Genomic DNA, 24604 nt, shown 5'->3' on the forward strand with positions numbered 1-24604 from the left:
CGGCGAGCGCCTAGTCGTCCACGTAACCGCCGAAGCGCCGGGCGGTCTCGGCCTCCTGGGCGATGCGCCTGAGGGAGGAGACCACGGCGTCGCCGATCGCGGTCCAGATGACCACGGCCTCGGCCATGCTGTCGAGGTCGGGCCTGCCCATGATCGCGGTGATCTCCAGCTCGGCGAGGTGGCCGACCGTCTCTGCGTACTCCCCCAGCAGGGCGAAGTAGTCGTCCTGCCGCAGGCGGTGCATGGTGGCCAGCGCCTCGGTCAGGCTCAGCCTGGCCGGGTTGCGGGGACCGACCCGCCACTCCCGCTTGGCGATGAGTTCGTCCACCTGGCGGGACGCCTCGGTCCAGGCCTCGTCCTCGACGTGGTCGCGGCGGGTCGTCAGGGCGTACTGCGCCTTTCCCAGCGCGCTGAGGCTGTTCATCTGCGAGTCCATCAGGGTGAGGACGTCGCGTGCCGCGGCGATGCTCAGGCCGCCGACCTCGACCAGCGCCCTGGCCAGCTTGAGCCTGCGCAGGTGGGTCTCCTCGTACTGCGCCTGGTTCGGACTGGTCCGTTCACCCGGTGGCAGCAGCCCTTCCCGCATGTAGTACTTGATCGTCGGGATCGGCACCCCGCTGCGACGGCTCAGCTCCGCGATCCGCATACCTCTCCTCCTCCCCCCTGCCACGTCCCCCGGCTGCCCTCTCCGGGGCCGCAGTGGCCGGAGAGGACCGGGGGAACGGCCTTGACCGCAACGAATCGCTTCAGGATAGACAGCGAACTCTCCGCTATCCACTTTCCACGGTTCTGAGCGGCTTGATTTCCTCGATCCGGGCGACCGGAGCGGGGGGACGGGCCGGGGTGAGAAGGGCGGCGAGGGCGCCGAGGGCGAGGATGGCCGTGCCCGCCCACAGCGCGGGCCGCAGGCCGGAGACGAACTCCTCCGGTGACGCGTAGCCACCCGTGGAGGCGAAGAGTCCCGACAGTACGGCGATGCCCATGACCACGCCGACCTGCCGCATGGAGTTGTTGACGCCGGAGGCGATCCCCTCCTCCTCGACGGAGACGAAGTCGAGCGTCTGCCGGGCGCTGAGCGCGAAGAACAGGCCCATGCCCAGCCCGGCGACCACCATCGCGGGCAGCAGCACGAGGTAGGAGACCTCGGGCGAGACGACCAGCGCGAACCAGGCCAGCGCCCCGCCCTGCAGGACAGCCCCGGCCACCATGAGCCGTCTGACGCCGATACGCTCGCCGAACATGCCCGCGAGCGGGGCGACGAGGACGGGCATCATCGTCCACGGCAGCGTGCGCAGCCCGGCCCCCATGGGCGAGAAGTTCAGCACGTGCTGCAGGAACTGCGTCAGCAGGAAGACCGCGCCGAACATGCCGCCCTGGACGAGCAGCGCGACCAGGTTGGACAGGGTGAACCCCCGGCTGCGGAACAGCCTCGGCGGCATCACCGGGTTGGGGACCCTGCCCTCGAAGACGACGAACCAGACAAGCAGCGCCGCCCCGGCCACGACGGGGACGATCACCTGCGGACTCCCCCAGCCGAGGGTGGTGCTGCGCACCATGCCGTAGACGACGCCGAGCAGCCCGAGCGTGACCAGCAGGGTTCCCCGGACGTCGAGACGGCCGTAGGGGCCGTGGCTCTCACTCAGGAAGCGCAGCGCGAGCGGCACCAGGACCAGTCCGATGGGGACGTTGATCCAGAACACCCAGTGCCAGTCGCCGAGTTCGACGATCACGCCGCCGATCCACGGGCCGATGGCGATGGCCAGTCCGCTCATGCCGCTGAGCCCGGCGATCGACATGCCCCTGCGCTCCTGCGGGACCGACTGCACGACCAGGGTCAGTGCCAGGGGGAAGATCACTGACGCTCCCACCCCCTGTACGGCCCGCGCCAGCACGAGCATCTCGGCGGAGGTGGCCATGGCCGCCGCGGCCGAGGCCAGGGTGAACAGGGTGACGCCGCCGACGAAGACCCTGCGCCGCCCGAAACGGTCGCCGAGGATCGCCGCGGTGAGCAGGAAGATCGCGTACGTCAGGGTGTAGGCGTTCACCGTCCACTCAAGGCTCTCAAGCGACGCGTTGAAGCGGTCACGAATAGTTGGCAACGCGGTGGTGACGACGAGGTTGTCCATCGACGCCATGAAGGCCGCAACCCCGGTGATCAGGAACGTGGGCAGGCCGCCGCCTCGCACATTCACAAGACGCCTCCATCTCAAGGACCTTGCGAAGACTCACACAGATAGTAGATATTATCACTATCGGGTTCTTATCGATAGTAGTGATATCCACTATCCACTGGCGTCCAATGGGAGGGGACCGATGTTCTCCGCACTTGGCAGGTTCGCCGCGAGACGCCGACTATGGGTCGTCATCGGCACCCTGATCTTCACCGTCGTGGCCGGCGGGTGGGGATCGGGCGTGCTGAGCAGGCTCGGTGGCGGCGCGGGCTTCGACGACCCGGGAAGCGAGTCGGTGCACGCAGACGAGATCGTCGCGGCCCCCCTCGGCAGGTACGCGAACGACATCGTGGCGCTCTACGAGAGCCCGGACAAGACGGTGGACGACCCCGCCTTCTCCGGCCCCCTGCAGAGCGCCCTGGCCGCGGTCCCCCGCACCGACATCGTGCGCCTGGAGAGCTACTGGACGACCAAGTCGCCCGACTTCGTCTCCAAGGACAAGCACGCGACCTACGTCGCGATCCAGCTCAACTCCAGCAACGACCAGCAGCGCGTGCTCCAACTGCGCGCGATCCAGGACAAGCTCAAGGTGGACGGCCTGACCGTCCGCTTCGGCGGCCTGACCTCGATGACCGACCAGGTGAACCGGCAGACGCTGCGCGACCTGCTGTTCGCCGAGGCGCTCTCGGTCCCCATACTTCTCATCCTGCTGGTACTGATCTTCCGCAGCTTCATAGCGGCGGCGCTGCCGCTGCTCATCGGCTTCACCGCGGCCTTCGGCTCGTTCGCGGTGCTGCGCTTCGTCACCTTCTTCGCCGACATCTCGACGTTCGCGATCCAGGTGATCAGCATCCTGGGCCTCGGCCTGGCCATCGACTACGCGTTGCTCATGGTCAACAGGTTCCGGGAGGAGATGCGCAACGGCCACTCGGTCGACGAGGCAGTACGGCGCACCATGATCACCTCGGGCCGCACCATCGCCTTCTCCGGCCTGATCGTCGCCATGTCCTTCGCGGGCCTGACGGTCTTCCCGTCCCGGTTCCTGCTCTCGATGGGCTTCGCGGGAGCCGGTGTCACGCTGCTGGCCGTACTGGCCACGCTGACCGTGCTGCCCGCGGTGCTGCGCTACGCCGGGCCCCGGGTGAACTCCCGCAAGGAGCGCCGTAACCAGAGCGCGGCCGTCCCGCCGACCGAGGGCCGCTGGTACCGGCTCACCCACACCGTCATGCGGCGCCCGCTCGCCTTCACCGCCGTCATCGTGGTCGTGCTGGTCGGGCTCGGCCTGCCCTTCCTCGGCGTCAACTGGGCGCGTCCCGGCGACTGGGTGCTGCCCGCGCAGGCCGACGCCCGCCTGGTGACCCAGAAGCTGGCCGCCGACTTCTCGCACGACCCGGCCAAGCTGGTCACCTCGGTCGTCGAGGGCGAGGCCGACACCGCCGCGCTCGACGCCTACGCCCGCAGGCTCGACGCGGTCGCCAACGTGGACAGCGCGCGGGTGACCGGCACCGCGACCGAGCAGGCCAGGCTCGCCATCGGCTACTCGATCGACCCGATGTCGCGCGAGGCCCGCACGATGGTCGAGAAACTGCGCGCGGTCCCCCCGCCACAGGGAACGAAGGCCTCCTTCACCGGCATGCCCGCCTCCCGGGTGGACATCGTCGACATGGTCATCTCCCGGATGCCGTGGATGGCGCTGTTCGTGGCGGTGGTCTCCTTCGTGGTGCTGTTCCTGGCCTTCGGGTCCGTGGTGCTGCCGCTGAAGTCGATCGTGCTCAACCTGCTGTCACTGTCGGCCTCCTTCGGCGCCATCAAGTTGATCTTCCAGGACGGCTGGCTCTCGGGGGTGCTGGGCTTCGTCCCGGTCGGCGCGATCGACGTCAACTTCCCGGTACTGATCGTGGCCATCGCCTTCGGCCTGGCCATGGACTACGAGGTCTTCCTGCTGTCGCGGATCCGCGAGGAGATGGAGCGCACCGGCGACCCGGTCGAGTCCATCGCCCTGGGCGTCCAGCACACGGCGAGGATCATCACCAGTGCCGCGCTGCTGCTCGTCGTGGTCGTCGGCGGCTTCGTGATCTCCGGCATCACGTTCATGAAGATGGCCGGTGTCGGTCTGCTCATCGCGGTCGTCGTCGACGTGACGATCGTCCGCGGCCTGCTCGTTCCCGCGACGATGCGCCTGCTCGGCCGGGCCGCGTGGTGGGCGCCCGCCCCGCTCAGACGGGTGTGGGAGAAGTTCGGCGTGCGCGAGGTCAGCGACGCCGACGAGATCGACCTGGCTCCCCGTCCCGCAGGAGTGTGACCCGTGACCACGATGGAATACCGCGTGCTCGGCCGTACCGGCCTGAAGGTGAGCAAGCTCTGCCTGGGCACCATGATGTTCGGGTCCTGGGGCACCTCCGACCAGGGCGACGTCACCAAGATCATCGGTACGGCGCTCGACGCGGGCGTGAACTTCCTCGACACCTCGGACAACTACTCCGGGGGCGAGTCCGAGGAACTCGTCGGCAGGGCGCTGGCCGACCTGGGCGCCCGGGACAGGGTGGTGCTCGCCACCAAGTGCCACATGCCCATGGGTGAGGACCCGAACTCGCGGGGCAACTCCCGGCGATGGATCTTCCAGGAGGTCGAGAACAGCCTGCGCCGTCTCGGCACGGACTGGATCGACCTCTACCAGATCCACCGTCCCGACCTCACCACCGACATCGACGAGACCCTCGGCGCGCTCACCGACCTGGTCCGCGCCGGGAAGATCCGTTATTTCGGCACCTCGACCTTCCCCGCCCACCTGCTCGTCGAGGCGCACTGGACCTCGCAGTTCCGGGCGAGGGAGCGCTTCGTCTGTGAGCAGGCGCCGTACTCACTGCTGGTGCGCGGCGTCGAGGGCGACGTGCTCCCGGTGTGCGAGAAGCTCGGCACCGGCGTCATCACCTGGAGCCCACTGGCGGGCGGCTGGCTGAGCGGGACCTACCGCAAGGACCGGGAGCTGCCGTTCACCATCCGCAGCTTCGTGCTGCCCGAGCGTTACGACATGCGGCTGTCCGAGAACCAGCGCAAACTGGAGGCCGTCGAGGCCTTCGCCGAGCTGGCCGAGCGGACGGACGTCAGCCTGATCGAGCTGTCGCTCGCCTTCGTGCTCCAGCACCCGGCCGTCACCTCGGTGATCATCGGCCCCCGTACGGCGGAGCACCTCGACAGCCAGCTCTCCGCGGCGGAGGTGTCGCTCGGCGCGGACGTCCTCGACGAGATCGACAGGATCGTCCCGCCCGGCGTCACGCTCAACCCGCACGACGCCGGTTGGCGTCATCCGGCCCTGGAAGACCAGGCCAGACGGCGTCGTTGAAAATTCATGAAATATGATTCGGCTGTAATGACATAGCACAATCCCAGCCGGAAGCGGCCGTCGGCAATTGAAATATGAGCCCGTCTATATGTTTGCCGGCGGCCGCACCCGCTGTCAGCACGGACCGTGGTAGCACGAATACAGTCCTAATTTGTTTTAGGAGTGTCATTAACGTTGCACGGGATACGCCTTGCCTAGATAATGTTGGAAGCAGGACCGGCTACGCTGGCGTTCGGGGGAACAAGACCAGCAATGCATTCCATGGTTCGCTTACTTCACTGCAGCCAGACCAGCCGTAGCGGACCGGTCCGTCCATGCTCGAAGTTCGTCCATTGAAATGCACGGGGATGACGATGCAAGGGACCAGTATCGGCGCACTTCTCACACCTCACCAACGATTCACGTTAAACAGTTCAGCAATACTTGAAGCGTACGAGAACCGGCTGCGGGCACTCTCAAGCCCGTTGGTCAGAAGCCCTGAGATCTGGGAGGAATGTCGGCTACAGGCCGAATTGGTGCTCACCGAGTGCGCCGAGGCCCTCAGGACCGGGGAGCGGAGGAGCCGCCCGAGGTTCACCGAACTACCCGCCCACGCCACCAGCCAGATCGACCCTCTGGAGGCCGCGCTCGGCTGGTCGGAGCTGTTCGACGCGGCGTGTGACCGCCTGCCCGCCATCCTGGACGGCCATCCGGACGAGGCGGAACTGCGCAAGGCCTTCCTGACGACCCTCAACCGGGGCATTCTCGCGCTCACCCAGGTCCTGTCCGCCCAGCGGGACGTCATGACGCTCGACCGCATCCACGAGACGCAGATCGACGACCGTCACCGTCTGGCGCGGGAGATCCACGACTGGATCGGCAGCGGCGTCAGCATGGCCCTCCTCCACCTCGACCTGTTCGAGAGCCAGCGCCAGGCCGCGGGCATGGAGATGGAGATCAGGAACATCCGCCAGGCGCTCTTCGAGATCTCCCAGGGCGCGAGGAGGCTGGTCTCCGGGCTGAGGCTCCGGGTGGCGGAACCGCCTCTCGCCATCGCCCTGAAGGAGTTCGCCAGGGACGCCGCGCCCGCGGAGACCGAGGTGGACGTCGCCGTCCATGGGGACGAGCGGCTGCTGCCCGACCACTACAAGAGCGAGATCTTCGCGGTGCTCCGCGAGGGCATGCGCAACGCCTTCGCGCACTCCAGGGCCACGAAGGTCGTCACCCGGGTGGACATCGTCTCAGGGGACCTTCTCGCGACGGTCGACGACGACGGCACGGGTCTGATCGTCAAGGACAAGGAGAACAGCGCCGGACTCTCCTCCATGAGAGAGCGCATCGAGCTACTACACGGGGTTTTCCACCTCGCCAGCCGCCTGTCCGCAGGCACGCGGCTCCGGATATGGGTCCCGCTTCCAGGAGCTATGTCATGCCGGAATCAAATGATCGCATTCGGATCCTCGTCGCCGACGACCACACCCTGTTCAGAGACGCCCTCTGCCAGGTGCTGAGGGCGGAGGACGACTTCCACGTCGTCGGGGACGCGTCGGACGGTCCCGGGGTGATCTCGCTCGCCGCCCACACCAGGCCGGACATCGTGCTCCTCGACGTGGAGATGCCCAACCACCATCCCGCGCGGACCCTGCCCCGCCTCCTGGAGATATCGCCGCCGCCCAAAGTGATCATCCTGAGCATGCACGACGACCCCCAGTTGGTCCAGGACCTGCTGGCGGCCGGTGCCCACGGTTACCTGCACAAGGCCATCCGCAGCCAGGAGCTGCTGGTGGCCATCCGCAGTGTGCACGCGGGTCGTCACGGGGTGACGGTGCTGGTCTCCCAGGCGATCGCCCCGGCTCCGCGCTCCGCGCCGCAGGGCGTTCTCACCGAGCGTGAGCAGGAGGTCCTGGCGCTGGTCGCCAAGGCGCTCAGCAACCGGCAGATCGCCGTCCAGCTTGCGATCACCGAGGGGACCGTCAAACGGCACCTGCGCAACATCTTCGGCAAGCTGTCGGCGGTCTCCAGGATCGACGCGGTCAACAAGGCGATCGGGACGGCTCCCACCCATCCGCTCCTGCGGTCGGCGCACGCCACACCCCCTCTCACCAGCGTGAAGCAAATTATGGATCGCTGTACTATCGATACATGACTATCCATTGCTGGGAGGTGCCGTGACGCGCACCCTCCGTCTCGTCTCGGGCTGGCACCGTCCGCTCGTCGTGTTCAGTGCCGCGCTGACCGGCCTCGCCGTGTTCAGCGCGGCCGGCATGCTCATCGACGAGCGCACCCTCGACGGCGCCTCCGTCTGGCTCAAGCCGTTCAAGTTCGCCCTGTCGTTCATGGTCTACAGCCTGACGCTCGCCTGGCTGCTGCCGATGCTCAGCCGTACGCCGGAACTCGCGAGGAAGACCGGCACCGCGATCGTCGGGCTCAGCACGGTCGGGGTCGGGCTGATCGTCGTGCAGGCCGCGCGGGGCAGGCACAGCCACTTCAACATCAGCACCCCCCAGGACGCCGCCGTCTTCGGGGTCATGGGAACGCTCGTGACGGTGCTCGCGGTCGTCACCACGGTCATCGCGGTGCTCGCGCTGCGCCAGCAGGCCAACGACCGGGTGACCACGGCGGGGCTGCGCTTCGGGCTGCTGGTCTGCCTGCTCGGCATGATGGTCGCCTACTACATGGTGGGAGGCACCGGGCGCGGCGAGGCCGCCGCCGCGGGAAGCCTGGCCGCGGGCGCGCACAGCGTCGGCGTCCCCGACGGCGGTCCCGGCATGCCGATCCTCGGCTGGAGCACCACGGGAGGCGACATGCGCGTCCCCCACGCCGTCGGCCTGCACGCGCTGCAGGTGATGCCGGTGCTGGCGTTCCTGCTCACCGCGCTCTCCCGCCGCCTGCCCCTCCTCGCCCCCGAGCGCGTACGGCTGGGCCTGGTGTGGATCGCGGGACTCGGCTACGCCGGGCTCGTGGTGCTGCTGACCTGGCAGGCGCGCCGGGCCCAGCCGCTGATCTACCCCGACTCCCTCACGCTGACCGCCCTGGCCGCCCTGGTCGGCGCGGTCGTCGTGGCCGCGGGACTGGTCGTCGCGTTCGGCCGCAGGCAGCCGCTCGTGCCCGCGGCCGTGGGGAAGGGCCTGTCATGACGGTCGACACGCTCTTCGCCATCACCTTCCCGATGACCGTCCCGTTCTGGGCGCTGATGGTCTTCGCCCCGGCCTGGTCGATCACCCACCGGATCATCTCCTCGCCGTGGATCATCCTGCCCCCGCTGGCGGTCTATCTGGTGCTGGCGATACCGCGCCTCCCCGCCCTGTGGGAGGTGGTCAGCAGGCCCGACCTGGACCTGATCACCGCGTTCTTCGGACAACGGGACGGCGCCGCCATCCTGTGGGCCCACGTCATCGCCTTCGACCTGTTCATCGCCCGCTGGATGTATCTCGACTCCAGAGAACGCGGCATCCACCCCCTCCTGATGGGCCCCCTCCTGGTCTTCACCCTCCTGCTCTCCCCGATGGGCCTGCTGATCCACATGACCATCCGCACCATCGTCGGAGCCCCCAGGAACGCACCGGCGGCCGCTCTCGCCGAGAAACACGAAACGAGGTCCGGGTCGTGACGACCCGGACCTCGTTCTCGTTGCGGTGCGCCGCCAGGGACTCGAACCCCGGACCCGCTGATTAAGAGTCAGCTGCTCTAACCAACTGAGCTAGCGGCGCCTGCGACGGAGGTAACTCTAGCAGCCTCCCGGACGGCGGCGCACATCGGAGAAACAGCCCATCGAACAGAAAGGCGAGGACCGGGCGGCCCCCCAACCGCCCGGCCCTCGCCTGGAAAGAGACCCGGGACCGAATGGTCCCCCAACCATCCGGCCCCGGCCTCAACGCGGGCCCACCTTCGCCTCCCCCAAGACTCCGGCGGCTCCGCTCTAGGACGCGATCCCCCTCGCGTCCGTTTCCGGTGAAAAGTCCCTGCTGTAGCTCCCCCCGGGCTTCGCAGAACCCCTTGACCTGCTTCAACAGTACAGAAGCGAACGTAACGAGCACGTCATCCGAGGGTTGATTTTGGGCCTACACCCGGAGATGACCCGGTATCACCGGGCGTCCTCCTCAGGGAGGAGTCGTCACTCCGGAAGTTCGAGCCTGACCTCGGTCTGCCCCCGCAGCGCCCGGCTCACGGTGCAGTACTTCTCCTCGACACGCCTGGCCACGGCACGGAAGACCTCGTCGGCCTCGTCGTCACCCTCGGGAAGCTCGACGTCGTAGGTCACGGTGATCGGGCCCAGCAGCGTCGGCTCGACCTTCTCCGCCTGGACGGTCATAGCCAGGCGCACGAGCCGGTGACCGCGCTTGGCGGTGAGGGGCTCGACGGTGACGATGTTGCAGCCGCCCAGCGCGGCGAGCAGCAGTTCGACCGGGGTGAAGACCCCCTGCTCGTCGCCGCTGCCCATGACGACCTCGGCTCCGCGGTCGTTGCGGGCCACGAAGCCGTTCTCGGTCCGTTCGACGTTCACCCGCGCCATGACCGCTCCTCCCGTGGTTCCAGGGCCAACCCTATCCACGCGGGTGGGCGTCTCAGGCGTCGGGATGCTGCGACAGATACTCGATGTAGAAAGGCCGGAGCGCGTCGCCGAGTTCCCCCTCGCCGGAGGCCATGGCGTCGCTGAGCAGCGCCGAGACCCGGCTCAGGTCGTTGGCCGTCTCGTCCTCGTTCCCGGTCGAGGCCTCCGCCGCGGGAATCACCTTGAGCAGCTCCCACAGGAAGGCGAAGTCTCCGTGGCGCACGGCGTAGCGGACAGCCCGATCATGCAGTTCCTGGGCCGACAGCGCCTCCAGCTGGTCCGTCTCCAACTGCCCCACCTCCTTCACGCGGCCTTCTGCCCCCAGATCGCGTCGATCATTCATGTTCTGCCCCCGTACGGCGCCGCCCATGCCCGAATCCGTGACCGAACAGCCGCGCCGACGCGTCCCAGACTGTTTAGTGTCCAGGTATGTCCTTCCGACCCCCATGCGAGGATGCCCGAACGTGAGAATCATCATCAAGATCCTGGCTGTGGCGGCCGCCCTGTGGGCGGCGACCCAGCTCGTGAGCGGCATCACGGTGTCCGCGTCGTCCACCAGCAGCCAGATCGTCACCCTGATCGCGGTGGCCCTGGTCTTCGGTGTCGTCAACGCGGTGCTCAAGCCGATCATCAAGGTCCTCGGCTGTGCCTTCTACGTGCTCACGCTGGGGTTGTTCGCCCTGGTGGTGAACGCGGGCCTGCTGCTGCTCACAAGCTGGATCGCCGAGCAGCTCCGCCTGTCGTTCCACGTCGAGGGCTTCGGCGCCGCCTTCTGGGGCGCGATCATCGTCGGCCTGGTCAGCTGGCTGCTCGACCTGGTCCTCGGCGACTGATCCCGGCTCCCTCCGGGGAACGCCAAGGACCCTCGGGCGTTCCCCAAAGAGAGGAAAAGACAGGGGTAGCCGAAGCGGCCGGGGTAACAGACCATGGCATGGGGGCTCCCCGATGGGCACGGCGTCACCGCCCCGTCACCCTCCGCCCGCCGTACCAGATCAGGGCAATGAAGTTGACTAACGTTGTCACCCTTTGACAAGTCATGACCGTTAAATCTTCATAGCACAGCGATAGGGGAGTTCTGGGAGACCCTTTCCTCGTGTCCGAACCGTTACGTTGACGGCGCACCCCCCGACACGAGGAGAGATCACATGCTCCGCAGAAATGCCGTGGCAGTGGGCGTCACGCTCGCCGCCGCGTTGGTAGCGACCCCCGCCCTCGCCTCCGCAACCACCGGCGCCGCCAGCGCCGATCCCCTTTACTCCGAGGCGAAGGTCCAGGCCGCCGCCGTCGTCAAGCCCGCTCCCGAGCTGGTCTCCGCGCTCACCCGCGACCTCGGCATCACCGGTGAGCAGGCCACCACCCGCCTGGTCAACGAGAGCGCGGCCTCCAAGGTCGAGCCCGTCGTCGCCCAGCAGCTCGGCGCCGCCTACGCCGGCACCTGGGTCACCGGCCCGACCTCCGAGCTGGTGGTCGCGACCAACGACTCCAAGCAGCTGACCACCATCCTCAAGACCGGCGCCCAGGCCAAGCTGGTCAAGCACTCCCTGGCCGCGCTCAACACCGCCCAGGCCGGTCTCGACCGGCGCGCCGCCGAGGCCAAGCCCGCCTCGGTGCACGCCTGGCACGTGGACGTCCGCAACAACACCGTGGTCGTGCTGGCCTCCAGCGTCGCCGCGGGCCAGGCCTTCGTCCAGGCCAGCGGCGTGGACAAGGCGCTGGTCAAGGTCGAGCAGTCGAGCGAGAAGCCCAGGACGTTCTACGACCTGCGCGGCGGCGACGCCTACTACATCGGCAGCGGCAGCCGCTGTTCGATCGGCTTCTCCGCCACCCGCGGCAGCCAGGGCGGCTTCGTCTCCGCCGGCCACTGCGGCCGGACGGGCGCCACGACCACCGGCTCCAACCGGGTCGCGCAGGGCACCTTCCAGGGCTCGGTCTTCCCGGGCAGCGACTACTCCTGGATCGCCACCAACTCCAACTGGACCCCGCGCGGCGTCGTCGTCCAGAACGGCGCCACGATCCCGGTGAACGGCTCGACCGTCGCCCAGGTCGGCTCCTCGGTCTGCCGCTCCGGCTCGACCACCGGCTGGCACTGCGGCACCGTCCAGCAGCTCAACAGCAGCGTCACCTACCAGGAGGGCACCGTCAGCGGTGTCACCCGCACCAGCGTCTGCGCCGAGCCCGGTGACTCCGGCGGCTCGTTCATCTCCGGCGACCAGGCCCAGGGCGTGACCTCCGGCGGCACGGGCAACTGCTCCTCCGGCGGCACGACCTACTTCCAGCCGGTCAACCCGATCCTGTCGGCGTACGGCCTCACCCTGGTCACCACCAACGGCGGCCCGAACCCGACCCCGACGCCCACCTCCACCACGACCCAGCAGCCCGGTGGCACCTGGGCGGCCTACACCGCCTACACCGCCGGTTCGACCGTGACCTACGGCGGCTCGACCTACCGCTGCCTGCAGTCGCACACCGCCTACCCCGGCTGGGAGCCGCCGAACGTCCCGGCCCTCTGGCAGCGCGTCTGACACCGGTTCCCATCCATCGGCTCCACCCAGGGTCCGGCGCCTCGGCGCCGGGCCCTCCCGCGTTCAGCCGACCGAGCCGCGTTCGCGCAGTTCGGGGGCCTGGACGATCCGGCGGCGCCGGGTGTTGCCGTCTGCCGCTGCCACCACCGTGCGCACGGCCGCGCGGACGATGCCGTCGATGTCCCAGTCGACCGTGGTGAGCCCGGGGGTGAGCAGCCCCGACATCGGGTGGTCGTCGTAGCCCATCACCGACACCTCCGCGGGGATGCGCAGCCCCCGTTCCGCCGAGGCCGCGTAGACGCCGTAGGCGATCGAGTCCGCGAAGCAGAAGAACGCCCGGTGCCCGTCCGCGAGCATCGTGTCGGCCACCCCGGTCGCCGCGGTGAGCGCCTGTGGCGCGGTGACGACCTCGATGTCCAGTCCCAGCCGCGCCGCCTCGGCCAGCACGTGCACGTCCGCGGGCCGGTCCGGGGTGCTCGCCCTGGTCGGGGTGAGTACGGCGATGCGCCCGTGTCCCCGTTCCCGCATGTGTTCGAGCGCCAGTGTGACCCCGGCCCGGTTGTCGAAGACGACCTCCCCCGCGGTCCGCGAGCCCGCCAGGCCGTCGCCGATCGAGACGACGGGCAGGCTCTCGCACAGCTCGGGCCACACCTCGGCCGCCGGATCGACCGGCTGCACGATCATGGCGTCCACCCGCTGGTCGCGTAGCTGCCTGGCCAGGGTCCGTTCCCGGTAGGGGTCGCCCGCGGCGTCCAGGATCAGCGCGTAGCGGTCGTTGTCCTTCAGCGCCCTGCCGATGCCGACCGCCAGGGCCTGCTGCCAGAGGTCCTCAAGCGAGCCGCAGAGCAGGCCGATCATCCCGGTCCTGCCGCTGGCCAGCGCGCGGGCGATCGGATCGGCCTCGTAGCCGAGTTCGGCGGCCACGCGCCGGACCCGCTCGATGGTCTCCTCGGACACCTGCATGCCGCGCAGGGCGTAGGAGACCGACGCCGGGGAGAGACCGGTGGCCTTCGCCACCTCACGTATAGTCGCTCGTTTCCGTGGCTGGGGCACTTGTCCACCCTATGCCGGAACCCCCGTCTGAACAGGGGTCTGCAGTACATCGGGATGGTTCGGGGCATTGACTCCCATAAGGTGAAGCGCTTCACTGAAGCGGTTCACTGAACCGTGTCACCCCCCGGCGTAGTAAGGTCAAACCCGTTACCTATATTCTAGGTAGGGAATACCTCGAAAGGGAGGGGAGAAAAAGTGTCCGTCGACGTGCATCAGCACCTGTGGACGTCCGCGTTCGTCGACGCGCTGCGCCGCCGTACGGCACCGCCCCGCCTGGACGGCTGGACCCTGCACCTGGACGGCGAGCCCCCCTACGAGGTCGATCCCACCGACCACGACCTGGCCGTACGGCTGGCGCGCAACGAGGACCTCGAACTGGCGCTGGTCTCGCTCTCCAGCCCACTGGGCATCGAGACGCTGCCTCCCGAGGAGGCCTGGCCCCTCATCGACGCCTACCACGACGACGCCCTGGCCCTGCCCGCCCCCTTCGGCGCGTGGGCGGCGGCCTGCCTCGGCGACATCGACCCGGACAGGCTCGCCAAGGCCCTCGACCAGGGGCTCGCCGGGCTCCAGCTACCCGCCACGGCCGTCGGCGACGCGGCGGGGCTGGCCGAGGTCGCTCCCCTGCTCGACGTGCTCGCCGAACGAGACCTGCCGCTCTTCGTGCACCCCGGCCCCGCCAGGACGCCCGTCGGGCCCGGCTGGTGGCCCGCGGTCGTGCCGTACGTCCAGCAGATGCACGCCTCGTGGTACGCCTTCGCCGCCTTCGGCCGCGCCCGCCACCCCGACCTGCGGGTCTGCTTCGCCCTGCTGGCCGGGCTCGCGCCGCTGCACTCGGAACGCCTGATCAACCGGGGCGGGCAGAGTCGCGGCCAGGTCGATCCCGACACCTTCCTTGAGACCTCCTCCTACGGTCCCCGCGCCATCGACGCCGTCATCCGTGAGCTCGGCATCGACGTCGTGGTCAACGGCTCCGACCAGCCGTACGCGACCGCACCCGACCCCGCGCTCGGCGAGGCCGCCAGGCACGCCATCGCGGTCACCAATCCCAGCCGTCTGTTGAACCGAAAGGAGTCGCGCTAGTGAACGTGAACAAGTCCCAGGGCAGCGGGCGCTGCCGTCTCCTGGGAGGCATCCGATGAGCTTCGACGCCCTGCCCGAGCGCGCCCTCGACCGGCGTGAGCTTCGCGACCTGGTCGACGAGCTGGCGGCGGACCCGTCACGCTGGGAGGACCAGGTGGACTTCCCCGAGGAGGGGGGCCGCCACTACGCCTCCCTCTACCGGGACGCCTACGTGGACGTGTGGCTGCTGTGCTGGCGCCCCGAGGACGACACGGGCTGGCACGACCACGACATCTCCTCGGGCGCGGTCCGGGTGGTCGCGGGAACGCTGCTGGAGTGCAACCCGCGCATCGGCGGCGAGCACCTGGAGACGGTGGTCTCGGCGGGTGAGTCGTTCTCCTTCGGGCCCGACCACATCCACCGGCTGACCGGGGCCGTGCACGGCAGCGTCTCGATCCACGCCTACTCGCCGCCGCTGTGGCGTCTGGGTCAGTACTCGATCAGCGACACCGGGGTGATGCGCCGCGTCTCGGTGAGTTACGCCGACGAGCTGCGTCCGCTGGACGACGACCTCCAGGAGGCCGGCGCGGCCGCCGTCGCGTAGCCGCTCCTACCGGATTCGATCCCTGACGGCCCTGGCGACGCCGGGGTCGTCGGAGAAGACACCGTCGAGTCCAAGCCGGTAGAGCCGTTCCAGCCACCCGGCCACGTCACCCGTCGCCCGTGGGTAGACGGGACTGGCCGGGTTCCCGGCCCGGAAGTCCACCGGGAGCTGGGAGTTCTCCGGCCTGACCGTCCAGGCGTGCACCAGCAGTCCCGCCCGGTGCGCGTCCTGGACGAGCGGCGTCGGCCGCTGGGTGCGTCCCTCCGCGTCGAGCGGCACGACCCGCCGGGTGTCCACCCCGATCCCGTCCGCGTAGCCCGCGACCTCCCGCAACCCCGCGGGGCTGACCATGGTGTCGTAGGTGCGCGGATCCCCCGCCGCCGTCCAGTCGTACGGCGCGCCGGTCGCGTTGACCAGTTGGACCAGCGGCAACCTGGTCCGCTTCCGCAGATCCCGCAGGTTCGCGGTCTCGAACGACTGGATGAACACCGGGTCGTGCCGCCCGCGCCAGCCGTACCGGCCGAGCACCTCAAGCAGCGGCTCCTCAAGCGACAGGCCGACGGAGTCGAAGTAGCTGGGGTGCTTGGTCTCCGGGTAGACCCCGACGCCGCTGCGCCGCGCCAGCCGTACGACCTCCTCGAAGGTCGGGATCTGCGCGAGCCCGTCGAAGGCGGTGTTCTCCGGGCGCAGGTCGGGGATGCGCTCCTCGGCCCTGAGCGTCCTCAGCTCGGCCAGGGTGAAGTCCTCGGTGAACCACCCGGTGACGGCCCGCCCGTCGATGGTCTTGGTCGTACGGCGGGCCGCGAACTCGGGGTGGTTCTCCACGTCGGTGGTCGCGGCGATCTCGTTCTCGTGCCTGGCGACCAGCACGTGGTCCTTCGTCGAGACCAGGTCGGGCTCGATGTAGTCGGCGCCGAGCGCGATCGCGGTCTCGTAGGAGAGCAGGGTGTGCTCGGGGCGGTGGGCGCTGGCGCCCCGGTGGCCGATGACGACGGGGTCCTGGGCCCGGCGCTCGGCCGTCGCGGGCCGGGGCTGCTGGACCAGGACCACGGCGCTACCGGTGACGAGGACGGCCAGCGCGATGGCCGAGAGCCTGCGGATCATGATCTGAACGGTAGGCCGGGAAGGTGGCCGCCGGGTGCCAAGGACACGACGGCGACCGCACACCCGGGTGACCGCCCGGGGGACCCGCCTCAGAATCAGAAGGGGTAGCCCGCGATCTCCCCCTGCACCGTCACCCAGCGGGTCTCGGTGAACGCCTCGACGTTGGCCCTGGCGCCGCCGAAGCGCGAGCCCGTGCCCGAGGCGCCAAGGCCACCGAACGGCGCCACGGCCTCGTCGTCGACCGTCTGGTCGTTCACGTGGACGATCCCGGTGGGGATGAGGTCGGCCAGCGCCAGGCCCCGCATCGCGTCCCCGGTGAGGATGCCCAGCGACAGGCCGTACTCGCTGTCGGAGGCCAGCGCGGCGGCCTCCTCGGCCGTGGAGAACGGCACGACCGGCGCGACCGGGCCGAACACCTCCTGGGCGAAGGCGGGGGCGCCCACGGGCAGGTCGGCGAGCACCGTGGGCCGGTAGAACAGGTCCTCGTAGGTGCCCCCGGCCGCCAGCCTCGCCCCGGCCTCGACGCTGCCGGTGACCAGGGCGTGGACCTTGTCACGCTGCCCGGCGTCGATCAGTGGGCCGAGCGCGACCTGCCCTCCGGCCGGGTCGCCGACGGGCAGGCGCTCGGCCTTCTCCGCCAGGCGCGCGACGTACTCCTCCGCGATCGAGGAGTGCACCAGGTGACGGCCCGTCGTCATGCAGATCTGCCCCTGGTGCAGGAACGAGCCCCACGCCGCCGCGGAGACGGCCCGGTCGAGGTCGGCGTCCTCAAGGACGATCAGCGCGGAGTTGCCGCCGAGCTCCAGGTGGGCGCGCTTGAGCAGCCGCCCGCACGCCTCGCCGATCCCGCGTCCGGCCGAGGTCGAACCGGTGAAGGAGATCACCGGAACCAGCGGGTCGCCGACCAGCGCCTGGCCCGCCTCGACGCCGCCGGGCAGCACGTGGAGCAGCCCCTTGGGCAGTCCGGCCTCCTCGAAGACCCGGGCGATCGAGAAGCCACCGGAGACCGCGGTGCGCGGGTCCGGCTTGAGGATCACCGCGTTGCCCAGCGCGAGCGCGGGGGCGACCGAGCGGATACCGAGGATCAGCGGGAAGTTGAACGGCGAGATCACCCCCACGACGCCGACGGGGACGCGCCGGGCCATGCTGAGCCGCTTCTTGGCGGTCGGCAGGATCTCCCCCAGCGGCTGGGAGGCCAGCGCGGCGGCCTCGTAGCACTCCTGGGCCGCGATGTGCGTCTCGACGCCCGCCTTCGCGCGGACGGACCCGGCCTCGCGGACCAGCCAGTCCTGGATCTCCTGCTCGTGCTCCTCGAACAGCCGCCCCGCCCGCCGCAGCACCGCCGCCCGCTCCTCGAAGGAGGTGGCCGCCCACTCCCGCTGAGCCCGTACGGCCAGCACGGCCGCCGCCGCCACGTCCCGCGCGTCCGCCACGCCGGCCCGCCCCAGCTCGGCGCCGGTCGCGGGCTCGACGACCGCCGCGTCCCCGCCGTGCGGAGTGGTCCACCCGTCCCCGTAGACCAGTCCCGTCCACGTCTTTGCGTCCATCAGCGTCATGGGATCTCCCGTCGTCGAGGCATGGCGGTGGCGGGACGTTCAAAAATGAACATTCGTCCGCAGAACGAACTTACACATACAGGACGGCTGCTGACCACGGTCTTCTCACCGATGGTGATAACACCTCATACGATGTGATTCGTGCGCACTCTTGTCCTCTGGGATATTGACCACACCCTGCTCGCCGTCGGCCCGTTGACCAGAACGATCTACGAGAGCGCGTTCACCACCGTGACGGGCCAGACCCTGGCCGCGCACGGGGTTCCCTCCTTCGCCGGGAGGACCGACCGGGCCATCATCACCGAGACCCTGCTGATGCACGGCATCGAGACGTCGGAGCCGCTGCTCCAGCGTCTCTGCCACGAGTTCGCCACCGGTTTCGGCGCACGCATCCAGGAGATCCGCGAACACGGCCGCGTCCTGCCCGGCGCCAGGGAGGCGCTCAAGGCCCTGGCGAACCGCACCGACGTGGTCCAGTCCGTGCTCACCGGCAACATGCGGCCCATCGCGATCAGCAAGCTCGCGGCGTTCTCCCTGGACGAGTACGTGGACTTCGAGGTCGGCGCCTACGGCCTCGACCACGGCGAACGCGCCCCCCTGGTACGGCTCGCACAACTACGGGCGGCCGAGAAGTACGGCGAGCCGTTCGACGAGCACAGCACCGTCCTGGTCGGCGACACCCCGCACGACGTCCGCGCCGGACACCACGGCGGAGCCAGGGTCGTCGCGGTCGCCACGGGAGCCAGCGACGAGGCGACCCTACGCCAGGTAGGCGCCGAACTGGTCCTCCCCGACCTGTCCGACACCCCCACCGTAATCACCTCAATCCTCGGCACCGCCTCTGAGCCATCATGAAAGGCCCGTTCCCGGAACCGCCCCTGTGTCAGACTCCTGTCCTGTGCGGCGGGTCCACATAGCGGAGATCGTCATCCCCGACGGGATCGAGAGCAAGATCCGCAGCAAGCACAACCTGACGGGCGAGGATGTCCGCGAGTCCCTCATCTATGGCAAGAATGTCCAGGGTGAGGAGCAGTACCACGAACGCTACGGCTGGCGTCTGCTCGTCCGTGGCGAGACCTTCGACGGGATCAGGTTCCAAGCATGGCTGTACGAAATCGACAAGACTGAAGGAACGTACCGCCTCGGCACCGCCTACGAGCAGTAGGCGACAGCTGGAAAACTGGGCATGATGACAGGTGTGGACATGAGACCGGACACGAGCGGAAGCGACATCGGAGCCGTGGAGATCACGCGGCCGGCGCGCACACTTCATGTCGTGTTCCGTCATACCGGCAACGGCTGGCAGGCCGGTTCCCCTGACCTGAGGAGACTCGACGAGAGCGGCGACAGCCTCACCGAGGTCGTGCGCAGGACGCGTGCCCGCTTGGAATCGTGGCTGGACCCGACGGTGCGTGTCGTCGAGACGGTGGCGGCGCCCTGTTCCAGACCCTCGTCCCTTGAGTTGGACATGGTGTGGACGAACGGGCAGAAGTCTCTCGTCGCCCTTGTCGGGCCTGCTCTTCGTCGTACCAAGGCAACGCCGCACATGTACGTCAGTGTCGAGCAGAGCCCGGTGCGAGTGAGCGCTTGATGCAAGCCTTTCTCATGCTGGCCGACGCGGCCCAGCCGGACGCATCCGGCAAACTCAACATGCTGGGTGCGGACTGGGCGATCATCGGTCCCCGCATCACACCGTTCGCCCTTGTCATCTTCTTCCGCGCCTCCTGGGAAGAGGCCGACAAGATTCACCCTTTCACTCTCCGACTGACCGACGGTGACGGCGCCCCTGTCCTCGCCCCGGCGGAGAACGATGGCGAGCCGAAGCCGCTGGTGCTGGAAGGGCAGATCGCCATGTCAGCCCATACTCCGTCAGACGAGGACGCCATCGCCAGGAAGGTCGAGGTTCACAGCAACCTCGCCGTCTCTCTTCCAGGGATCGCGGCGCTGCTCAAGCCAGGGCACCACTACCGGTGGTCGCTGGAGGTTGACGAGAAGGAACTGGCCGAGGTCTCTTTCGCGGTCAGATCCGAATCCGATCGAGAGGAAAACGCCTCCTCCGGGACCGCCTGAGACGGTGAGTTTCATCCGGTACTCGGCGGAAGTAGGGATGACGCTTTCCCCAGTGCTCGCGTAGACGCGTTTCAGGACCGCCCCAAAGTCCCGGTTCCAGGCTCTCGGAAAGGCATCGAAGGCCGCGTTGATGCCTCCAACCCACATGTGGACAGTTGCCGATACGGCCAACATCTGGGAAGGAGGGCACTTCCGCCCCAAAGAGGTCTTTTCTATTTGTCCCTACGCTCCCCCGTGCGCGTGACAGGCTGTCGCCATGACATTTCTGGAGGTGACCATGACCTCGTCAGCGCGCCATGGACTGTTCTCGGGGATGTTCGCCAGGGGCGGCGCGACGCCCGAGGTGTCGGACGCCGCCTGGCTGGCCGCGATGCTGGACGTCGAGGCGGCACTCGCCACCGCGCAGGCGAAGGCCGGACTGGTGCCGTGGGAGGCGGCCTCGGCCGTACGAGAAGCCTGCGAGCCCGAGCACTTCGACCTCGCCGAGTTGGGCCGCGCGGCCGTGCCCACGGGAAATCCGGTGATTCCCCTGGTCGCCGCACTGCGTGAGCGGGTCGGACCCGAGGTCCGGCGGTTCGTGCACTATGGCGCGACCAGCCAGGACGTCAACGACACGGCCTCGATGCTGGTCGCCTCGCGCGCCCTGGCGCCGCTCACCGCCGACCTGTCGGCGTGCGCGGGCGCGTGCGCCCGGCTGGCCGTCGAGCACCGCGACACCGTGATGGCGGGACGCACGATCCTGCAGCACGCCGTACCGATCACCTTCGGGCTGAAGGCGGCGGGCTGGCTGAGCGCGGTGAACCACGGCCTGGCCGGGCTGTCCGACCTGCAGTTGCCCGTCCAGTACGGCGGAGCCGCAGGAACCCTGGCCGTGCTGCGTGGACGCGGCCACGAGGTGCTGCCGTACCTCGCGGCGGAGCTGGAGCTGGTCGAGCCGGTCCTGCCCTGGCACACCGACCGCACCCCGATCGCCCGCCTGGCCTGCGCCCTCGGCACCGCGGCCGGGACGCTCGGGAAGATCGCGACCGATGTGAAGCTGCTGTCCCAGCCGGAGGTCGCCGAGGCGGCCGAGGCGTCGGCGCCGGGCCGGGGCGGTTCGAGCACGATGCCGCACAAGCGCAACCCGGTCGGCGCGATGTCGGCGCTGGCCTGCGTGCAACGCGTCCCGGGGCTGGTCGCCACCGCGCTCGGCGGCATGCTCCACGAGCACGAGCGGGCGGCCGGTCTGTGGCAGGCCGAGTGGGAGACGCTCAGCGACCTGCTCAGGCTGACCGGGAGCGCGGCGGCCTGGCTGCGCGAGGCGCTTGAGGGGATGACCGTGGACGCCGGGCGGATGCGGGCCAACCTGGGGGCGACACGGGGGCTGATGATGGCCGAGCACGTCGTCGTCAAGCTCGGCGGCGCCCCGAGGGCCAGGACTCTGGTCGACGCCGCGTGCGCGCGGGCCGCCGACGGGGGCGACACGCTGCGCGAGACGCTGCTGGCCGACCCCGAGGTCGATCTGACCCCCGGCGAGGTGGACGCCGCCCTCGACCCGACCGGTTATCTCGGCTCGGCCGAGGCCTTCGTCGACCGGGCACTACGCGCCCATACGGACAGGCCATAACAGCCATAACCTAGACATAGGGGGCGGGGGTGTCTGTTGCGGGACAACGTTGTCGAAAGCAGGGGTTTAGGCGATGATCGGGCCGTGACAGACCGCCCGCACCGTCGTCCCGCCACGGGCGGTTCCCGAGGTCGCCCCACCATGAAGGACGTCGCCGCGTCGGCCGGGGTGGCGCTCAAGACCGTCTCCCGCGTCGTCAACGGCGAGCGCGGGGTCAACGCGGTGACCGCGGAGCGGGTGCGCTCGGCCATCGAACGGCTCGGCTACCGCCGCGACGAGAGCGCCAGAGGGCTGCGCGGCGGCCGTACCTCAAGCGTCGGCCTGGTGATCGAGGACGTGGCCGACCCGTTCTACTCCGGTGTCAGCAGGGCGGTCGAGGACGTGGCCCTCGGGTACGGCTCGCTGCTGCTCAGCGGTTCCTCCGGGGAGGACCCCCGGCGGGAGCGCGAACTCGTCCTCACCTTCTGCTCCCGGCGGGTCGACGGCCTGATCATCGTTCCGGCCGGGGCCGACCACGAGTACCTCAGGCCGGAGCTGGACGCGGGCACCCCCGCCGTCTTCGCCGACCGGCCAGGAGGCCTCGACGCCGACACCGTCATCTGCGACAACGCGGGCGGCGCGTGCGCCGGGGTGACGCATCTGCTCAGATACGGCCACCGCCGCGTGGCCTTCATCGGCGACAGCGCGTCCATCTTCACCGCCGCGGAACGCCTGCGCGGTTACCGAAGGGCCCTGGCCGAGGCGGGCCTGCCCGCCGACGAGTCCCTGATCGCGACGGGCCCCCCGGAACGGGCCGGGGCCGCGCTGGCCAGGATGCTCACGGCACAGGCCCCGCCGACGGCGCTGTTCACCGGCAACGGCCGGGTGACCCTGGCCGTGCTACGCACCGGACAGCGGCTGCCCATGGTGGGCTTCGACGACTTCGAGCTGGCCGACCTGCTGGTGCCCGGAGTGAGCGTGGTCGCCCAGGACCCGGCCGGGCTCGGCAGGACCGCGGCCGAACTGCTCTTCCGTCGCATCCAGGGCGATCCAGGGCCCGCCGAGCACGTCGAGCTGCCGACCAGGCTCATCCCCCGGGGGTCGGGAGAACTGCCTCCCCCCTGACCGCGCGCGGGGTGTTCTGGGCCGGATGTCGGTACGGCGACGCGACACGGCACCGTCACGCGGCGTGACTCGCCGAAGCGCTCCGTCATCCGTGCTACGAAGTGCGGGTTGATCTTTCAGAGCACCTCGGGAGACGCGATGGGACTCATCCGCGCAGGTCGTGCCATTGCCCTGGCCACCGTCATGATCGCCTTTCCCCTCGTCGGCCCGTCTTCGGCCGGTGCCGTGGACGGCGAGTCGGCGGCGAGGACGGGGTTCAGGGCGAGCCTGGTCGCCCGGCACAGCGACAGGTGCCTCGACGTCGAGGGCGTCAGCACCCGGACCGGCGCCAACGTCCAGCAGTGGACCTGCGGCGACGACCAGTCCAACCAGGAGTGGAACCTGGTTGCCACGAGCGACGGCTACTACACCCTGAGGGCGGCCCACAGCGGCAAGTGCCTCGACGTCGAGGGCGTCAGCCTGCGGAGCGGCGCCAACGTCCACCAGTGGACCTGCCTGGACGACCAGCCGAACCAGGAGTGGAAGCTCGTCCAGCGGGACGACGGCTACTTCATCCTCGTGGCCCGGCACAGCGGCAAGTGCCTGGACGTGACGGGGGTCAGCACCGACGACGGCGCCAACGTCCAGCAGTGGACCTGTGTCTACGGCCAGCCCAACCAGGAGTGGCGCCTCGCCTGAGCAGGTCACGGCCGCAGGTGCCGCCAGAGGAGGAGCCCTGAGATGATCACGGCGACACCCGCCCCGGTGATCGCCAGATGCGGCGCGACGACCTCGGAGACTCCCCCCACCAGGGCGGCGCCGACCGCCTGCCCGGTCATCAGCCCCGCGCCCACCAGCCCGAACGACTGCCCCCTGACCTGCTCCGGCGCCGCCTCGACGAACCTGCGCTGCAGGCCGAGCTGACAGGCGCCGCTTGCCGCGGTGGCCAGCAGCAGGATCAGCCCGGAGACGGCGAGTCCCGGCGCGAACGCGAAGGCGAGCAACGGCACCCCTGACAGCACCGCGAGAGGTGCCGCGAGCCGTTCCCGGGTGTACGGCGCGGCGAACCGGCCCGCCAGGAGGTTGCCGACCGCCAGTCCGACGCACGCGGCGGCCAGGGCGATCCCGGCCGTCTCCCCGAGATAGGGGACGAGCACCGCCTCCGCCCCCGACAGGAACGAGACGGGCAGCCACTGGGCGAGCAGCAGCCCACGCACCCCGGGGTCGGCGAGCAGGTCCCGGTTGACCCGCAGCGTCTCCCCGACCGCGCCGCCCCGCCGTACACCTCGGGCGGGCAGGTCGGTGAGCCCGACGCGCAGCACCAGGGCGGAGAGCGCGGACAGTACGGCGGTCGCGGCGAGCGCCCCGGTCGGCCCCGCCGTAGCCAGCAGGGCGCCGCCCAGCCCGAGCCCGCCGATCTGCGCCCCCGCCGACGTCATGGACAGCACCGACCTGGCCAGGACGAACGCGTCACCGGGCAGCAGTTCGGGCAGCAGGGCACTGCGGGCCGCCCCGAAGACCGGGGAGAACAGACCGGTGACCAGGACCAGCGCCAGCATCGTCCAGACGGGCATCCCGGTGAAGGCCAGCAGCAGGCACGTCACCGCCCTGACCAGCTCCCCGACGATCATCAGGGCACGCGGCCTGATCCGGTCGGCGAGGGAGAGCAGGAACATCCCGCCGACCGCGTACGGCAGGAAGCCCAGCATGTAGGCCGTCGCCGACAGGCCGGGCGAGCCGGTCCTGGCGTAGACCAGCGCCGCCAGGGCCAGCATCTTGACCTGGTCCCCGACGACGAGAAGCGTGAAGCTGCCGAACAGCACCCGGAACCGCCCGTCGGCGAAGACCTCGGCGTAGGTCGCGCCCTCTTTCCCCGTGAGAACCATGGGCACGATGCTG

Annotated in this window: 25 protein-coding genes and 1 tRNA gene; 17 read left to right on the forward strand and 9 right to left on the reverse strand. The window is 69.6% G+C overall.

Annotated features, from left to right (window positions below; genetic code table 11):
* Positions 1–10: 10 nt before the first annotated feature.
* Positions 11–646: a MerR family transcriptional regulator gene (locus FHS44_RS27760; RefSeq protein WP_184719896.1), complete on the reverse strand. Its 636-nt coding sequence runs from the start codon at positions 644–646 to the stop codon at positions 11–13.
* Between the two features lie 124 nt (positions 647–770).
* Positions 771–2192, reverse strand: coding sequence for an MFS transporter (locus tag FHS44_RS27765; RefSeq protein ID WP_221461398.1), 1422 nt, complete (start codon positions 2190–2192; stop codon positions 771–773).
* Between the two features lie 121 nt (positions 2193–2313).
* Between FHS44_RS27765 and FHS44_RS27770 the strand changes: the two genes are divergently transcribed.
* The 6 genes from FHS44_RS27770 to FHS44_RS27795 all read left to right on the forward strand — a co-directional run bounded on the left by FHS44_RS27770 (position 2314) and on the right by FHS44_RS27795 (position 9103).
* Positions 2314–4473 (forward strand): MMPL family transporter, encoded by a 2160-nt coding sequence (locus tag FHS44_RS27770; RefSeq protein WP_184719898.1) that lies wholly within the window; start codon positions 2314–2316, stop codon positions 4471–4473.
* Positions 4474–4485: 12 nt separating this feature from the next.
* The gene (locus FHS44_RS27775) at positions 4486–5514 is read left to right on the forward strand and encodes an aldo/keto reductase (RefSeq protein WP_184720461.1); all 1029 of its coding nucleotides are present in this window, start codon (positions 4486–4488) and stop codon (positions 5512–5514) included.
* A 515-nt stretch (positions 5515–6029) separates the two neighbouring features.
* Positions 6030–7004: a sensor histidine kinase gene (locus tag FHS44_RS41180; protein WP_184719900.1), complete on the forward strand. Its 975-nt coding sequence runs from the start codon at positions 6030–6032 to the stop codon at positions 7002–7004.
* Positions 6998–7639 (forward strand): response regulator, encoded by a 642-nt coding sequence (locus tag FHS44_RS27785; RefSeq protein WP_312863839.1) that lies wholly within the window; start codon positions 6998–7000, stop codon positions 7637–7639. Before FHS44_RS41180 ends, FHS44_RS27785 begins: the two co-directional genes overlap by 7 nt.
* A gap of 22 nt (positions 7640–7661) precedes the next feature.
* Positions 7662–8630 (forward strand): hypothetical protein, encoded by a 969-nt coding sequence (locus tag FHS44_RS27790; RefSeq protein WP_184719903.1) that lies wholly within the window; start codon positions 7662–7664, stop codon positions 8628–8630.
* Positions 8627–9103, forward strand: a complete 477-nt coding sequence (locus FHS44_RS27795; protein WP_184719905.1) for an ABA4-like family protein — start codon at positions 8627–8629, stop codon at positions 9101–9103. The genes FHS44_RS27790 and FHS44_RS27795 overlap by 4 nt, the downstream gene beginning before the upstream one ends.
* Before the next feature lie 26 nt (positions 9104–9129).
* On the opposite strand, the gene FHS44_RS27800 is transcribed toward FHS44_RS27795, so the two are convergent.
* The 3 genes from FHS44_RS27800 to FHS44_RS27810 all read right to left on the reverse strand — a co-directional run bounded on the left by FHS44_RS27800 (position 9130) and on the right by FHS44_RS27810 (position 10343).
* Positions 9130–9203, reverse strand: a tRNA-Lys gene (locus FHS44_RS27800).
* Between the two features lie 404 nt (positions 9204–9607).
* The gene (locus tag FHS44_RS27805) at positions 9608–10006 is read right to left on the reverse strand and encodes an OsmC family protein (RefSeq protein WP_184719907.1); all 399 of its coding nucleotides are present in this window, start codon (positions 10004–10006) and stop codon (positions 9608–9610) included.
* A 52-nt stretch (positions 10007–10058) separates the two neighbouring features.
* Positions 10059–10343: a hypothetical protein gene (locus tag FHS44_RS27810; RefSeq protein WP_312863853.1), complete on the reverse strand. Its 285-nt coding sequence runs from the start codon at positions 10341–10343 to the stop codon at positions 10059–10061.
* A gap of 166 nt (positions 10344–10509) precedes the next feature.
* On the opposite strand from FHS44_RS27810, the gene FHS44_RS27815 reads away from it, so the two are divergent.
* The gene (locus FHS44_RS27815; protein WP_184719911.1) at positions 10510–10878 is read left to right on the forward strand and encodes a phage holin family protein; all 369 of its coding nucleotides are present in this window, start codon (positions 10510–10512) and stop codon (positions 10876–10878) included.
* 312 nt (positions 10879–11190) lie between these two features.
* Positions 11191–12567, forward strand: coding sequence for a carbohydrate-binding protein (locus FHS44_RS27820; protein ID WP_184719913.1), 1377 nt, complete (start codon positions 11191–11193; stop codon positions 12565–12567).
* Between the two features lie 63 nt (positions 12568–12630).
* On the opposite strand, the gene FHS44_RS27825 is transcribed toward FHS44_RS27820, so the two are convergent.
* Complete coding sequence (locus FHS44_RS27825; RefSeq protein ID WP_312863840.1) at positions 12631–13584, reverse strand: LacI family DNA-binding transcriptional regulator; 954 nt, start codon at positions 13582–13584, stop codon at positions 12631–12633.
* Positions 13585–13815: 231 nt separating this feature from the next.
* On the opposite strand from FHS44_RS27825, the gene FHS44_RS27830 reads away from it, so the two are divergent.
* Both FHS44_RS27830 and FHS44_RS27835 read left to right on the forward strand, forming a co-directional pair.
* Positions 13816–14703 (forward strand): amidohydrolase family protein, encoded by an 888-nt coding sequence (locus FHS44_RS27830; RefSeq protein ID WP_184719916.1) that lies wholly within the window; start codon positions 13816–13818, stop codon positions 14701–14703.
* A 55-nt stretch (positions 14704–14758) separates the two neighbouring features.
* Positions 14759–15286 carry a cysteine dioxygenase gene (locus FHS44_RS27835; RefSeq protein ID WP_184719918.1) on the forward strand — a complete coding sequence of 176 codons (528 nt, stop codon included), beginning with the start codon at positions 14759–14761 and terminating at the stop codon, positions 15284–15286.
* Between the two features lie 6 nt (positions 15287–15292).
* Here the strand turns inward: FHS44_RS27835 and FHS44_RS27840 are convergent, their stop codons facing one another.
* Both FHS44_RS27840 and FHS44_RS27845 read right to left on the reverse strand, forming a co-directional pair.
* Entirely contained in the window at positions 15293–16390 is a 1098-nt protein-coding gene (locus tag FHS44_RS27840) for a glycerophosphodiester phosphodiesterase (RefSeq protein WP_184719920.1), read from the reverse strand.
* A 95-nt stretch (positions 16391–16485) separates the two neighbouring features.
* Positions 16486–17946: a benzaldehyde dehydrogenase gene (locus FHS44_RS27845; RefSeq protein ID WP_184719922.1), complete on the reverse strand. Its 1461-nt coding sequence runs from the start codon at positions 17944–17946 to the stop codon at positions 16486–16488.
* Positions 17947–18087: 141 nt separating this feature from the next.
* Here FHS44_RS27845 and FHS44_RS27850 point away from each other — a divergent pair, with 141 nt between their 5' ends.
* The 7 genes from FHS44_RS27850 to FHS44_RS27880 all read left to right on the forward strand — a co-directional run bounded on the left by FHS44_RS27850 (position 18088) and on the right by FHS44_RS27880 (position 23404).
* Positions 18088–18801, forward strand: coding sequence for an HAD family hydrolase (locus FHS44_RS27850; protein ID WP_184719924.1), 714 nt, complete (start codon positions 18088–18090; stop codon positions 18799–18801).
* A 43-nt stretch (positions 18802–18844) separates the two neighbouring features.
* Positions 18845–19111, forward strand: a complete 267-nt coding sequence (locus FHS44_RS27855; RefSeq protein ID WP_184719926.1) for a hypothetical protein — start codon at positions 18845–18847, stop codon at positions 19109–19111.
* Positions 19112–19150: 39 nt separating this feature from the next.
* Positions 19151–19537: a hypothetical protein gene (locus FHS44_RS27860; protein ID WP_184719927.1), complete on the forward strand. Its 387-nt coding sequence runs from the start codon at positions 19151–19153 to the stop codon at positions 19535–19537.
* Entirely contained in the window at positions 19537–20016 is a 480-nt protein-coding gene (locus FHS44_RS27865; protein ID WP_184719929.1) for a DUF6941 family protein, read from the forward strand. Before FHS44_RS27860 ends, FHS44_RS27865 begins: the two co-directional genes overlap by 1 nt.
* 256 nt (positions 20017–20272) lie before the next feature.
* Positions 20273–21622: a 3-carboxy-cis,cis-muconate cycloisomerase gene (gene pcaB / locus FHS44_RS27870; protein ID WP_246436159.1), complete on the forward strand. Its 1350-nt coding sequence runs from the start codon at positions 20273–20275 to the stop codon at positions 21620–21622.
* A 141-nt stretch (positions 21623–21763) separates the two neighbouring features.
* Positions 21764–22726: a LacI family DNA-binding transcriptional regulator gene (locus FHS44_RS27875; RefSeq protein ID WP_184719931.1), complete on the forward strand. Its 963-nt coding sequence runs from the start codon at positions 21764–21766 to the stop codon at positions 22724–22726.
* A 138-nt stretch (positions 22727–22864) separates the two neighbouring features.
* On the forward strand, positions 22865–23404 hold the full coding sequence (locus tag FHS44_RS27880; protein ID WP_221461400.1) for an RICIN domain-containing protein: 540 nt from the start codon (positions 22865–22867) through the stop codon (positions 23402–23404).
* Between the two features lie 5 nt (positions 23405–23409).
* On the opposite strand, the gene FHS44_RS27885 is transcribed toward FHS44_RS27880, so the two are convergent.
* Positions 23410–24591 carry an MFS transporter gene (locus FHS44_RS27885; RefSeq protein ID WP_184719933.1) on the reverse strand — a complete coding sequence of 394 codons (1182 nt, stop codon included), beginning with the start codon at positions 24589–24591 and terminating at the stop codon, positions 23410–23412.
* Positions 24592–24604: the final 13 nt, after the last annotated feature.

The organism is Streptosporangium saharense, assembly GCF_014203715.1.
GTDB classification, from domain to species: domain Bacteria; phylum Actinomycetota; class Actinomycetes; order Streptosporangiales; family Streptosporangiaceae; genus Streptosporangium; species Streptosporangium saharense.

Excerpts from the sequence above, each read along its gene's own strand:
- FHS44_RS27880 (WP_221461400.1), top strand. The coding sequence starts at position 22,865 with ATGGGACTCATCCGCGCAGGTCGTGCCATTGCCCTGGCCACCGTCATG.
- FHS44_RS27845 (WP_184719922.1), bottom strand. The coding sequence starts at position 17,946 with ATGACGCTGATGGACGCAAAGACGTGGACGGGACTGGTCTACGGGGAC.
- FHS44_RS27820 (WP_184719913.1), top strand. The coding sequence starts at position 11,191 with ATGCTCCGCAGAAATGCCGTGGCAGTGGGCGTCACGCTCGCCGCCGCG.
- FHS44_RS27795 (WP_184719905.1), top strand. The coding sequence starts at position 8,627 with ATGACGGTCGACACGCTCTTCGCCATCACCTTCCCGATGACCGTCCCG.
- FHS44_RS27860 (WP_184719927.1), top strand. The coding sequence starts at position 19,151 with ATGAGACCGGACACGAGCGGAAGCGACATCGGAGCCGTGGAGATCACG.
- FHS44_RS27770 (WP_184719898.1), top strand. The coding sequence starts at position 2,314 with ATGTTCTCCGCACTTGGCAGGTTCGCCGCGAGACGCCGACTATGGGTC.
- FHS44_RS27775 (WP_184720461.1), top strand. The coding sequence starts at position 4,486 with ATGGAATACCGCGTGCTCGGCCGTACCGGCCTGAAGGTGAGCAAGCTC.
- FHS44_RS27805 (WP_184719907.1), bottom strand. The coding sequence starts at position 10,006 with ATGGCGCGGGTGAACGTCGAACGGACCGAGAACGGCTTCGTGGCCCGC.
- FHS44_RS27840 (WP_184719920.1), bottom strand. The coding sequence starts at position 16,390 with ATGATCCGCAGGCTCTCGGCCATCGCGCTGGCCGTCCTCGTCACCGGT.
- FHS44_RS27760 (WP_184719896.1), bottom strand. The coding sequence starts at position 646 with ATGCGGATCGCGGAGCTGAGCCGTCGCAGCGGGGTGCCGATCCCGACG.
- FHS44_RS27885 (WP_184719933.1), bottom strand. The coding sequence starts at position 24,591 with ATGGTTCTCACGGGGAAAGAGGGCGCGACCTACGCCGAGGTCTTCGCC.
- pcaB (WP_246436159.1), top strand. The coding sequence starts at position 20,273 with ATGACATTTCTGGAGGTGACCATGACCTCGTCAGCGCGCCATGGACTG.
- FHS44_RS27875 (WP_184719931.1), top strand. The coding sequence starts at position 21,764 with ATGAAGGACGTCGCCGCGTCGGCCGGGGTGGCGCTCAAGACCGTCTCC.
- FHS44_RS27865 (WP_184719929.1), top strand. The coding sequence starts at position 19,537 with ATGCAAGCCTTTCTCATGCTGGCCGACGCGGCCCAGCCGGACGCATCC.
- FHS44_RS27835 (WP_184719918.1), top strand. The coding sequence starts at position 14,759 with ATGAGCTTCGACGCCCTGCCCGAGCGCGCCCTCGACCGGCGTGAGCTT.